We start from the raw sequence: 10,694 nt of genomic DNA, 5'->3' as shown, positions 1-10,694 counted from the left end.
CCACCCCGCCCCCCTTCATACCGCTCTCGGCGAGAGTCCCCGCACAGCCGACCCGCAAGGAGGCGCAGACCCTGGACTGACACGGGATCGTGCCAGGAGCAACGGAACGGCCACAGATGGTTGCGGTGATCGCTGTGACCGGTGATGCTCTCGGTGTCGCACCGACCGAGGCGGACCGACCATCCGCCGACGCCGGAAGCCGCGACACATCCACGCGCACACACGCCGGGCCGGCGGCCACCGGAACGGCTCGCACAGGCCCGGCGATCACATCGGGGGAACAGCCGGCATGGAAACGATCATCGTTCAGCCGCCCGGTCCGTCGGGACCGGACGCCGACGGACCCGGCAGGCCCGCACTGCTGCACATGGGACCGGGCGACGTGGCCGAGTTCGGGCGCGGGACGCCCGGCGGCCGGGACCTCTCCATCCTGCTGCCGGACCCCGGGATCTCCCGGCGGGCGGGGCGGCTGGAGGCGGCCGAGGACTACTGGCGGCTGTCCAACTTCAGCCGGGACACCGCCTACGTCGTCGAGAACCTGGAGGGCGCCGGCGAGTACATCACCGTCGCGCCCCGACGGCTCGGCGCACCCGTCCCCTTCGAGTTCTCCCGGGTCGTGCTGCCCGCGCTGAACGGCACCGCCGAGTTCAAGGTGTTCGCCCCGCAACACGCCTACCTGGACGAACGGTCGGTGCCCGGCGCCGGTGAGCAGACCGTGCACCCCTACGCGCTCGACGTGACCGCCAAGTACTTCCTGGTCCTGGTGGCGCTGTGCGAGCCGCGGCTGCGGGAGCTGTCGGACAGCGCGCTGCCGGGCGCCGGGGACATCGCGGAGCGGCTGCGTCCGCTGGAGGGCTGCCGTGGGCTGACCCGGTCCGCCGTGAACTACCACATCGACTACCTGGCGTCGGCGAAACTGCGCCTGGACCTCGGCGACGACTCCGCCGCCGACGGCACCGCCCGCACCGGCGCCAAACGCACCCGACTGGCCTCCCTCGCCCTGCGCTTCGGCCTGGTACGGGAGGAGCACCTCGCCCTGCTGCCGTCCCGCCGCAGGCCCGCACCGCAGGAGAACGGCGCGTGAACGTGCCCGGCGCCGACGAGAGCGCCCTCGAAACGCCACGCCTGCCCGTCGGTTTCCGCATCGACGGCTGGGAAGTGGGCGCGGTCATCGGCTCGGGCGGCTGGGGCACCGTCTACGAGGCCCGTGCGGTCGCCGACGGTACGACGGCCGCGGTGAAGGTGCTGCCGACCGGCGCCCTGGGCCCCGGCCAGCGTGCCGCACTCGGCGAACTCGTCGCCCGCGAGGTGCGGTTCAGCGCCGAGGCCGACCACCCGCACCTGGTACGGACCCGTGCCGTACGCACCGTCCACGCACCCGGACTGCCCGCCCTGGACGGCGCGATAGCGCTCGTCATGGACCGTGCCGAGGCCAGCCTGCGGCAGGTGCTCGACTCGGCCGGGACCGGCCAGCCCGTCGCGGACGCCGTACGGATCCTGCGCGGCGTCGTCGCCGGGCTCGCCCATATGCACGACGCCGGCTGGGTGCACGGCGACCTCAAACCCGCCAACGTGCTGCTGGGCGCGGACGGCGAGGTGTGGCTCGCCGACTTCGGCCTCGCCACCGAACTCGACGGCACCCACGCCCACCTGCCGCCGCTCGGCACGCTCGACCATCTGCCGCCCGAGTGGTGGTCCCAGCGCACCGGAGCGGACGGCGCGGTGGTGCGGCCGACCGCCGACATCTGGGCCTTCGGCATCCTCGCCCACCAGGTCCTCACCGGCGGCCTGCACCCTTTCCCCGGCGCCACCGCCCGCGCCCGCTCGCTCGCCGCCCAGGCCTACGCGCGCGGCACCGCACCCCTGCGCCTCGACGCCGGACTCGACGACGACTGGCGCCGGCTCGTCGCGGACTGTCTGGCCCCGGACCACACCGCCCGCCTCCGCCACACCGCGGCAAGCCTCGCCACCCGGGTCGCGGCACTCTCCGGCACACCCCGCCGACGCCGCCTGTGGCCGCTCGCCGCGGCGGCACTCGCCGGGGTCACGGCCGCCGCCGTCGCCGGTGCCGCGCTGCTCGGCGGCGGCGACGCCGGCGACAAAGCCGAGGACGACGGGCGTGACGCACCCGCCGTGGTCACCGGCGCCCACAGCCCGGCTGCCACCGGGGAGCTCCGGGAGGACTCCGACGTACCGAAGGCGCTGCGCCCGGTCATCGTGGCCGCCGCCCGCCGCTGCAGCGACGCCGAGGTCACGCCAGCCCTGCTCGCCGCCATGATCAAGACGGAGAGCGGCTTCGACGTGAACGCCTCGCGCCCGGGGGCCGAGGAGTACGGCATCGCCATGTGGACGCCGTCGGTCTTCCGGGCCTGGGCGGTGGACGGTGACGGGGACGGCGACAAGGACTACCTGTCGGCACCGGACGCGATTCACACGATGAGCCTGTACGTGTGCTGGCTCGACCAGCGTTTCAAACAGGCCGGGCTGCCCGCCGCGGACCTTCCCGCGCTGATCGCGGCCGGCTACCGCACGAGCGACCGCACCGTCATCGAGGAACGCGGCGTCCCCGAACGCGTACGGCCGCACGTCGACGAGGTGCTCCGCAACCTCGCCGCGTACGCGCGGTGAGGCATACGGGCGGTGAGGCAGCGGTCCCCCGTACCGCTGCCTCACCCGTTCAGCAGTCCTTCACGTCCGGCAGCCGGTTGTCGGGCGAGCTGATGTAGATGTTGGAGATCCAGCCGCCGTACTGGGGCAGATAGGCCCACCAGTCGTTGGTGTACGGCGGCACCGAGACCTCCTGCCCTCGCTTCTGGCAGCCCACCAACACCTCGACCCCTGCCGGGAGTCGAGTCATCGGCGCGTTCGAGGTCGACGGGTCCCGGCGCACGTTCACATGGTCGCTCCAGGTGCCGTACCACCACCCCGTCGGCCGTGCCGCCCCCGGCACGTTCAGCGAGCGCGTCAGCCGGCCGAGGTCCGTGTACGCCTTTCCGTACGAGGTCCCCACCGGGTGCAGGGTGAACACGGCCACGATGAACCGGTCCCCGGCACCCACCGTCCCCGTGCTGTGCAGCGCGGGCCGGGTCAGATCGACGTCGGCGGCGGCCGGGGCCGGCGCCTCGGCCTTGGACGCCGTACGCGTGCTCGCGCCGGTGCCGGTGCCGCAGGTGCCCTCCTCGTACGACCCCGACCAGCCCTGCTTCACCGCCCACGGCTTCCCGAACGCCCCGGCGATGCCGAAGTGCTGGTCGAAGCCGTCCGAGGCGCAGCGTGTGGACTGGCGCAGGTTGCCCATCACGAAGTCGCGCACCGGGGCCGGCGCCGAGTCCAGGAGGTAGCGGTAGATCGTCACGGTGTCCCGGGCCGAGAGCGAGGTGTAGCCCCAGTAGCCCTCGTAGCCCGTGGGCGGCGGTGCCGTGTCCTTCAGACCGAGCCGCCCGGCCATGCGGGTGATGATCGCCGCCTTGCCGTTCTCCACCCAGTAGTGGTCGGCCGCGTCGTCGTAGCTGCTGCGCAGCATCGGCTCCAGCAGGGCGCGGTCGGCGGCGGGCACCGTGTAGTCGGGGCCGCGGTTCCACAGGAAGTCCAGCGTCAGCAGCAGTTTGACGACGGAGGCGGACCGGAAGCGGGCGCTCGTGTCGAGCTGCTCGGTGAAGGCGCCGGTCTGCCGGTCGAACACGGCGGCCCCGGCGGTGACGCCGTTCGGTACCTGGACGGCCGCGGGCGCCGCCTGCGAGGGCCGCGCCGCCGGGACGTCGGCCGTGGCGGACCCCGCCATGCCGCCGACGAGCAGCAGCGTGGCGGCGGTCGCGAGAAGCCGGCGCCTCACAGGTAGTGCTCCCTGAGGTGGAGCGAGTTGATCGGCGTGAGGTCGACGTACCAGCCCTCCTGCGGCGGGATGGACTCGTGGCAGTCCGTGTTGATGGACTTGCACAGCTCGACGAGGGCGCCGTCGTACTGGTTGTTGAGGATCCAGTGGTTGCCGTACTGGTTGTAGATGGGGTGGAAGCCGTACGAGTAGAAGATGTGGCTCGGGTTCGGGTTGTTGGCCGGCGTCACGTTCTGGGGGTAGATGCACACGGCGCCGTACGGGCAGCCGTCCCAGGTGCCACCCTCGGCCTGGGCCTGGGTGGTGCCGGTCAGGACGGCGACCGTGGCGAGGGCGAGCGCGGCGGCGCCGCGGAAGAGTCTGCGCATGATCGTGCCTTTCGCGGAGAGCGGTGGGGAATGCCGGCCGTGCGGAAGGTGAGGAGCGGGCCGGGTCCTACCACGCCCCGCGGTGTGCGCGGGGCCGGAAGACGACACGAACAGTAGGCAGCGGGCGGCGTCCGCGGTCCCTGACGAATGTCAGGGTGACGGCCTCACGGGCAGCCGGCGCCCTGCGGACGGCCCAGGAGTTCGTCGCGCCGGGCGGCCAGCGCACGCAGCGACCGCCTGGCCCCGTCCGCCAGGGCGGCCGGGCACAGCAGGAGTTCCGACGGTGTCCGGTGCGCGAAGTCCCGTTCGTAGAGGGCGCGTCCTCCGGGGGTGCTCAGCATGATGCCGAGCGCGGCGGTGTCCGGGCTGCTCGGCAGGGTCGGATGCCCGTCGTGGTCGCACGTCGCGTCGGCGTGGTGCGGCAGCGTCGCCTCCAGCGCCGCGATCAGCTCTTCGATCGCGGAGGTGTTCCGTACGAAGTCGGAGGCGGCGTACCAGGAGACCGCCAGGGCGACCAGCAGCCGTCCGGGCCGGTCCGCGGGTTCGGCCGAGCGCAGCTCTCCCGCCTGACACGAGATCTCCTCGCCGATGTCGGTCCCCGGGTCCGGGTAGCCGTGCAGCATCGCGGACAGCGTGCCGATGGTCTCCCGGGCTCCCACCGGCAGCCGGGGCGGGACGTCCGGGGCAGAGCCGGGTTCGATGACGTCCAGGGCGATCCGGGCGAGTCCGGCGACATTGCGCGGGCAGAGCCACTGCTCACGGGGATGGTTCTCCTCCCACGCCGCGTCCCGGTCGGCGAGGTCGCACAACTGCCCGGCGAGATCCTCGTCGAACTCGGCTTCATGCTCCCGGTAGGGGTGCGTCTCGTGCTCGCAGGGCCGGTCGCGCAGGGCGCTGTCGGCCGCCGCCAGCGCCGCCCTGGCCTCCGGTACGACGCCGTCGCCCGGCGCCCAGGCGAGATAGGGGGCCGTCATCAGCAGGCCGATCGTCCACACGTAGGCCGACGCGCCGCCGGGGTCGGCGGCGAGCCGCGCGGCGCACTCCAGCACTGTCCGGTCGTACGCCTCGTTGTGGAAGTCGTCGTAGTCCTCGCGGATCTCCTCCCAGGCGCGGGCGAGTTCAGCGAGCGGTATGTCATCGGCGATCATCGGGAGAGCCTAGGGCACGTCGGATTCCCGAAGGGCGATTCGCAATTCCCGTACGGGCAGACGGAGTCAGGGAGCCATAACCTCCGTCAATCGCCAGCGGCCGTGTCCGAAAGCGCCGCGACGAAGTCCTCCAGATCGGCGGCGAGAGGGGTCGCGTGGTCCCATACGGCCTCGTAGGCGATCTCGACGGGAGTGCCGGCGCTGACGAGCGGACGGGAGTTGCCGGGGGTCCGTGTGACCTTGGACCGGGGCAGCAGCGCGGCGCCCACGCCCATCCGCGCCCACTCGTCCAGCACCCGGTAGTTGGAGGCTTCGCCGGGATAGGCGCGCAGCGCCAGGTCGTGGCTGCGGAAGAGTTCGGTGGTGAAGGTGGTCAGTCCGCAGGTGTCCGGTACGAGGATGTAGGAGGCGTCGGCCGCCGCCCGGAGCTCGACCGGGAGGTCGGTCCCGGACGTGGCGGGGTCGATCACGACGACCGGCTCGCGGGCGATGACACGATGCCGGAACCTCGGCATGGCCTGCACGGCGGGCACGAGGAGGAGGTCCAGGTTGCCCGCCCGCAGGTCCTCGCGCAGATGGGTGAGGTCCGCCTCGCGCAGGACCAGGTCACGCGGCCGGTCCAGGTCGCGGGCGGCCTCGAAGGCCCGGGCGACGAGGTCGGCGCCGATCAGGGGCGAGACGCCCATACGGATCGTGTCGGGTGCCGGGTGCGCCAGCCGCTGGGCCTCGGCGACGATCCCGTCGACGGCGTCGAGGGCCCGGTCGATCATCGGCAGGATCCGTGCGCCGTCCGCGGTCGGCTTGACCCCGCGCGGCGAGCGCTCGAACAGCGTCACGCCGAGTTCCTGCTCCAGCCGGGCGATGCCGTTGGACAGGGCGGGCTGGGTGACGCCGTAGGCCCGGGCGGCCGCGCTGAACGACTTCGTCCTGGAGACGGCCCGGGCGTAGCGCAGCCCCTCGATGTTCATGTCGTTCTCCTCGCCCCACAGATATAACCATCGTTTATACCCCCATTCCCGATGATCCTCTACCGGCGTGGTTCGGGACGCCTTACGGTGCGACGGAGTCATGCTTGCGGCATTCCACGAAACCCGGCGTGCGGGTGTGGGGCCGCTGATTCCGTGGATATCCGTATTCCTTTTCTTCGAGGAGAGTTCGAGGAGAGATGGTCGTGTCCGAGGCCGGTCGCCGTGGTCACAGGGCCGCACAGCTGGCGGAGCCGGGTGCCGCCGTGCGGGTCGTCCCGGTGGAGGCACGCCCACCCGGGGTCGGCGAGGTACGCGTCGACGTGGCGGCCACCGGTATCTGCGGCGCCGACATCGGTACGGTCCGGGCCACCGCCCCGGCAGGCGGATTCCCGATCACCCCGGGCCATGAAGTCGCCGGTGTGATCGCCGAGTCGGGCCCCTCGGTACGGGGGTGGGAGGTGGGGGAGCGCGTGGCCGTCGGCTGGTTCGGCGGCAGCTGCGGGCACTGCTCCGCCTGCCGCACCGGCGATGTCGTGCACTGCCCGGAGCGGAAGGTGCCGGGGCTGTCGTACCCCGGCGGCTGGGCGAGCACGATCACGGTTCCGGCCGCCGTGCTCGCCCGGATCCCCGAGGGCCTGTCCTCGGCGGAGGCCGCGCCGTTCGGATGCGCCGGTGTCACCACCTTCAACGCACTGCGGCACTCCGGCGCCGAGCCGGGCGACCGGGTCGCGGTCCTCGGGATCGGCGGACTGGGCCATCTGGCGGTGCGGTTCGCCGCGGCCATGGGGTTCGAGACGGTGGCGATCGGCAGGGGCGAGGACAAGCGCGAGCTCGCCGAGGAACTGGGCGCCCGGCACTACATCGACACCGAGCGGCAGGAACCGGGTGCGGCGCTGCGGAAGTCGGGCGGCGCGCGGCTGATCCTGTCCACGGCCTCCAGCAGCAAGCCGCTCGCCGAACTGGTCGACGGGCTCGCCCCGCACGGAACACTCACCGTCGTCGGGTTCGACGGAGCTCCCCTGCAACTGCCCCTCGCCAAGCTCGTCATGGGCGCGCGCAGCGTCACCGGCCATCTGACCGGAAGCCCCGCCGACACCGAACAGGCCATGCGCTTCGCCGTCACCACAGGCGTCCGCCCCCGGGTGGAGACCGTCCCGCTGGAGCAGGCGCAGCAGGCGCTCGACACCCAGCGGGAGGGCAAGGCCCGCTTCCGGATGGTCCTCACTCCCGGCCAGGGTGGTCGAGCAGATGCCCCGGCATGAGCCCGAGCCGCTCCAGCTCCAGCTCCAGGTCCGGAGCGGCGAGCGATGACCGGTGCCCCCGACCAAGGACGAGGTGACCCATGCTCCGGACAGACGCGTTGCTGCGCGAGTACGACCGTGCTCGTGCCTACACCGACGACCTGTGGAAGGACCTGACCCCGGACGAGGTGACCTGGCGTCCGCACGAGAACTCCAGCGCCATCGGCTGGCACCTGGGCCACCAGGCCCATGTCGCCCACTTCATGATCCGCAACCTCACAGCGGCCGAACCCAGCCCGGACCCGGAGCTGGACGCGCTGATGGACTCGGCGAACCCGGAGAAGTTCCGCGGCACGCTGCCCACGGTCGAACGGCTCACCGAATTCCGTGCCACGGTCGCCGAACGCGTGCACGCCCGCATCGGGGACATCGCCGCCGGCCGGGTCGGCGCCCCCGCCCAACTCGCCGTCGTCGCCACCCACTTGCTCGTCGCGCTCATCAATCACGAGTACCAGCACGACCAGTGGATCAGCGAGGTCCGCGCGGGCGACCTCGGCCACGCGCTGCCGTCCGACCCCGACAGCGATTTCGTACGCCGCATCGACGGCTATCTCGTCGTGGACGTCCAGTAGCCAGAGGCCGGCTCCCTCAGGACTTCCGCGTGGGGAGTACCGCCCGTACCTCCCAGCCCGCTTCGGCGCGTGGCCCGGTGTGCAGTTCGCCGCCGAGTGCGGTCACCCGTTCCTTGAGGCCGACGAGGCCGAAGCCGCCGCCGTGTGCGGCTGCCGGGAGCTGGGTGCCGCCGCGGCCGTCGTCGGTGACGGAGACTTCCAGGCGTCCGGCGTCGTCGCGCAGGGCGACCTCGACGTGGGCGGCGTCGGCGGCGTGCCGGCGGATGTTGGTGAGGGCCTCCTGGACGACCCGGAAGGCTGCGGCCTGCACCTCGTGGGGGAGGTCGTCGGAGACGGCGGGGTCGCGGCGCAGGGTGACCTGCTGGACGGGGCTGGTGAAGCCGTCGACGAGTTCGGCGATGCCCGCGAGGTCGCCGACGGGGCGGTGGTCGGCCGCCTCGTGGCCGGTGTCGCGCAGGACGCCGACGGTACGGCGCATGGAGGCGAGGGCCTCGGTCGCGGCGCGCTCGATGCCGGCCAGGACCGGGTCGAGGTCGTCCTGGGCCTGGGCTTGGGCCATCATCCGCGCCACCTGTGTCTGCACGAGGATCCCGGTCACATGGTGGGCCACGAAGTCGTGCAGGTCGGCGGCGATGGCCAGGCGTTCGGCGCGCCGGGTCTCGCTGACGGCGACCGTACGCCGGTAGTCCAGGGAGCGCAGATACCCCGCGAGTCCGGCGACCAGGCCGACCAGCAGCAGACCGATCGTCTCCAGGCCCAGCACGTCATCGCTCAACGTCACGTCCCCGCGCACCGGAAGGACCAGCAGCGCGCCCGCGTCGAGGATCCCGCAGACCACGGCCGCGCGCGGCGGGCAGTGCCGTACCGCGACGAACAGCAGGCACAGCAGGATCAGGACCTCGCCCGGCCCGAACACGACCTCCTGGTCGACCAGCAGTGACGCGGCCGTGAGGAGGAGCGAGAGAAGAGCGGGCACGGCGGTGCGCACCTGCGGCGTCAGCCACTCGGGCCGCCGCCCGGCCGGCCACAGCACGGCGGCGAGACCGACGAGCACCAGGGCCAGGGTCTGCCAGACGGGGCTCGCCGTCGGCAGGACGCTCGCCGCGCCGTCGCTCGTGTAGAGGACGACGTCGACGACGCCCGCGGCGAGCAGGAGACCGACGGCGAAGGCACGGGCGCAGCCCCGGGCCGAAACAGACCTCATGCCGACGACCGTAGGCCACACACCGGGCAGCGGGATCGGCCGAACGGCCGAGGCGCGCCCGCCGACGTCGGCCGGCTCCGGCCTTATGGCCGAGGCGCGCGCCCGGGCGCACGGGCGAGGGTGGAGCCGCATCCCACCACGGACACCAGGACACCAGAACACCTGGACACCTGGACACCAGGACATTCAGGAGTACTCGATGCAGCGCAGCAAGTTCCTCGTCGGCGTCGTCGGCGGTGCGACCGCCGTGGTCGCGCTGGGCGGACTCGGCACCTATCTCCTCGCCGGCACCGAGTCGACCAGCCGTCTGGACGACTACAGCACCACCTCGGTGGACGGCCACAAGGCGCTCGCGGCGAACATCGTCGCCGGCCGCACCGAGAGCAAGTACCACCCGCTGCCCTGGGTCGGCGACAAGGTCTCCGGCATCACCTGCCCGACCGGCCTGAAGGCCGTGACCGGCGCGAGCATCACCTGCACCGGCAAGAAGGGCGACGGCGGGTCCGTCCGCATCCCCGTCCGGGTGACCAAGGCCGACGCCGAGAGCGTCACCTGGAAGTTCGAGCGCTGAGAAGGGTCACGACACACCATGAACACCGTTCTGGCCGGGTACGGCCTCGTCAAGAAGTACGGCTCCACCACCGCGCTGGCCGGTGTCGACGTGGACGTCCGCGAGCGCGACTCGCTGGCCATCATGGGCCCGTCCGGGTCGGGCAAGTCCACGTTGCTGCACACCCTCGCCGGGATCATCCGGCCCGACGGCGGCCAGGTGCTGCTGCGCGGCGAGAGGATCGACAAGCTGGGCGAGAACCGGCTCAGCGCGCTGCGTCGCAAGCGGTTCGGGTTCGTCTTCCAGTTCGGCCAGCTGCTGCCGGAACTGCCCGCCGAGGAGAACGTCGCGCTGCCGCTGATGCTGGAGGGCACCCCGCGCAAGGAGGCCGTCGCACGGGCCCGCCGCTGGTTCGCCCCGCTGGGCCTTGACGGGCTGGAGGGCCGCCGTCCCGGCCAGCTCTCCGGCGGCCAGGCCCAGCGCGTCGCCATCGCCCGCGCACTGGCCGTCGAACCGGACGTGGTCTTCGCCGACGAGCCCACCGGCGCCCTGGACCAGCGCACCAGCGACGAGGTCGTCCGGCTGCTGACCTCGGTCACCCGCGCCTCCGGAGCCGCCCTGGTGATGGTCACCCACGACGCCGACGTCGCCGCCCACTGCGACCGCGTCCTCCAGGTCCGGGACGGCCGGATCAGCGGCCACAGCCAGTTCACCGTCGCCTGAGACGTCCCGTACCTCCCCGCCCCCGCCC

The 10,694-nt window shown here is 72.6% G+C and carries 11 protein-coding genes; 6 read left to right on the top strand and 5 right to left on the bottom strand.

What is annotated here, in order from left to right:
• The first annotated feature begins 289 nt into the window (after positions 1-289).
• Both L0P92_RS37110 and L0P92_RS37105 read left to right on the top strand, forming a co-directional pair.
• Positions 290-1,084, top strand: a complete 795-nt coding sequence (locus L0P92_RS37110; protein ID WP_234767472.1) for a serine/threonine protein kinase — start codon at positions 290-292, stop codon at positions 1,082-1,084.
• Positions 1,081-2,628, top strand: a complete 1,548-nt coding sequence (locus L0P92_RS37105) for a serine/threonine-protein kinase (RefSeq protein ID WP_234767471.1) — start codon at positions 1,081-1,083, stop codon at positions 2,626-2,628. The genes L0P92_RS37110 and L0P92_RS37105 overlap by 4 nt, the downstream gene beginning before the upstream one ends.
• Positions 2,629-2,677: 49 nt before the next feature.
• Here L0P92_RS37105 and L0P92_RS37100 read toward each other — a convergent pair whose 3' ends face one another.
• The 4 genes from L0P92_RS37100 to L0P92_RS37085 form a co-directional block, all read right to left on the bottom strand.
• Positions 2,678-3,781 (bottom strand): hypothetical protein, encoded by a 1,104-nt coding sequence (locus L0P92_RS37100; protein ID WP_237696532.1) that lies wholly within the window; start codon positions 3,779-3,781, stop codon positions 2,678-2,680.
• A 47-nt stretch (positions 3,782-3,828) separates the two neighbouring features.
• Positions 3,829-4,200: a hypothetical protein gene (locus L0P92_RS37095; RefSeq protein WP_234767469.1), complete on the bottom strand. Its 372-nt coding sequence runs from the start codon at positions 4,198-4,200 to the stop codon at positions 3,829-3,831.
• Positions 4,201-4,364: 164 nt separating this feature from the next.
• Entirely contained in the window at positions 4,365-5,348 is a 984-nt protein-coding gene (locus tag L0P92_RS37090) for a hypothetical protein (RefSeq protein ID WP_234767468.1), read from the bottom strand.
• A gap of 86 nt (positions 5,349-5,434) precedes the next feature.
• Entirely contained in the window at positions 5,435-6,316 is an 882-nt protein-coding gene (locus L0P92_RS37085) for a LysR family transcriptional regulator (RefSeq protein WP_234767467.1), read from the bottom strand.
• A gap of 203 nt (positions 6,317-6,519) precedes the next feature.
• Here L0P92_RS37085 and L0P92_RS37080 point away from each other — a divergent pair, with 203 nt between their 5' ends.
• Both L0P92_RS37080 and L0P92_RS37075 read left to right on the top strand, forming a co-directional pair.
• Complete coding sequence (locus L0P92_RS37080; RefSeq protein ID WP_234767466.1) at positions 6,520-7,578, top strand: alcohol dehydrogenase catalytic domain-containing protein; 1,059 nt, start codon at positions 6,520-6,522, stop codon at positions 7,576-7,578.
• 80 nt (positions 7,579-7,658) lie between these two features.
• Positions 7,659-8,189 (top strand): DinB family protein, encoded by a 531-nt coding sequence (locus L0P92_RS37075; protein ID WP_234767465.1) that lies wholly within the window; start codon positions 7,659-7,661, stop codon positions 8,187-8,189.
• A gap of 16 nt (positions 8,190-8,205) precedes the next feature.
• Here L0P92_RS37075 and L0P92_RS37070 read toward each other — a convergent pair whose 3' ends face one another.
• Entirely contained in the window at positions 8,206-9,393 is a 1,188-nt protein-coding gene (locus tag L0P92_RS37070; RefSeq protein WP_234767464.1) for a sensor histidine kinase, read from the bottom strand.
• A 199-nt stretch (positions 9,394-9,592) separates the two neighbouring features.
• Here L0P92_RS37070 and L0P92_RS37065 point away from each other — a divergent pair, with 199 nt between their 5' ends.
• Both L0P92_RS37065 and L0P92_RS37060 read left to right on the top strand, forming a co-directional pair.
• Positions 9,593-9,964, top strand: a complete 372-nt coding sequence (locus tag L0P92_RS37065) for a DUF4333 domain-containing protein (protein WP_234767463.1) — start codon at positions 9,593-9,595, stop codon at positions 9,962-9,964.
• An 18-nt stretch (positions 9,965-9,982) separates the two neighbouring features.
• A complete protein-coding gene (locus L0P92_RS37060; RefSeq protein ID WP_234767462.1) occupies positions 9,983-10,666 on the top strand; it encodes an ABC transporter ATP-binding protein in 684 nt (227 codons plus the stop codon).
• Positions 10,667-10,694 lie beyond the last annotated feature (28 nt).

It is taken from the genome of Streptomyces muensis, assembly GCF_021474425.1.
Taxonomy (GTDB): domain Bacteria; phylum Actinomycetota; class Actinomycetes; order Streptomycetales; family Streptomycetaceae; genus Streptomyces; species Streptomyces muensis.
This window is presented reverse-complemented; position numbering and strand designations above follow the sequence as displayed.

Coding starts and splice junctions, on each gene's coding strand:
- L0P92_RS37100 (WP_237696532.1), bottom strand. CDS start 3,781: ATGGCGGGGTCCGCCACGGCCGACGTCCCGGCGGCGCGGCCCTCGCAG.
- L0P92_RS37065 (WP_234767463.1), top strand. CDS start 9,593: ATGCAGCGCAGCAAGTTCCTCGTCGGCGTCGTCGGCGGTGCGACCGCC.
- L0P92_RS37070 (WP_234767464.1), bottom strand. CDS start 9,393: ATGAGGTCTGTTTCGGCCCGGGGCTGCGCCCGTGCCTTCGCCGTCGGT.
- L0P92_RS37110 (WP_234767472.1), top strand. CDS start 290: ATGGAAACGATCATCGTTCAGCCGCCCGGTCCGTCGGGACCGGACGCC.
- L0P92_RS37090 (WP_234767468.1), bottom strand. CDS start 5,348: ATGATCGCCGATGACATACCGCTCGCTGAACTCGCCCGCGCCTGGGAG.
- L0P92_RS37095 (WP_234767469.1), bottom strand. CDS start 4,200: ATGCGCAGACTCTTCCGCGGCGCCGCCGCGCTCGCCCTCGCCACGGTC.
- L0P92_RS37060 (WP_234767462.1), top strand. CDS start 9,983: ATGAACACCGTTCTGGCCGGGTACGGCCTCGTCAAGAAGTACGGCTCC.
- L0P92_RS37075 (WP_234767465.1), top strand. CDS start 7,659: ATGCTCCGGACAGACGCGTTGCTGCGCGAGTACGACCGTGCTCGTGCC.
- L0P92_RS37085 (WP_234767467.1), bottom strand. CDS start 6,316: ATGAACATCGAGGGGCTGCGCTACGCCCGGGCCGTCTCCAGGACGAAG.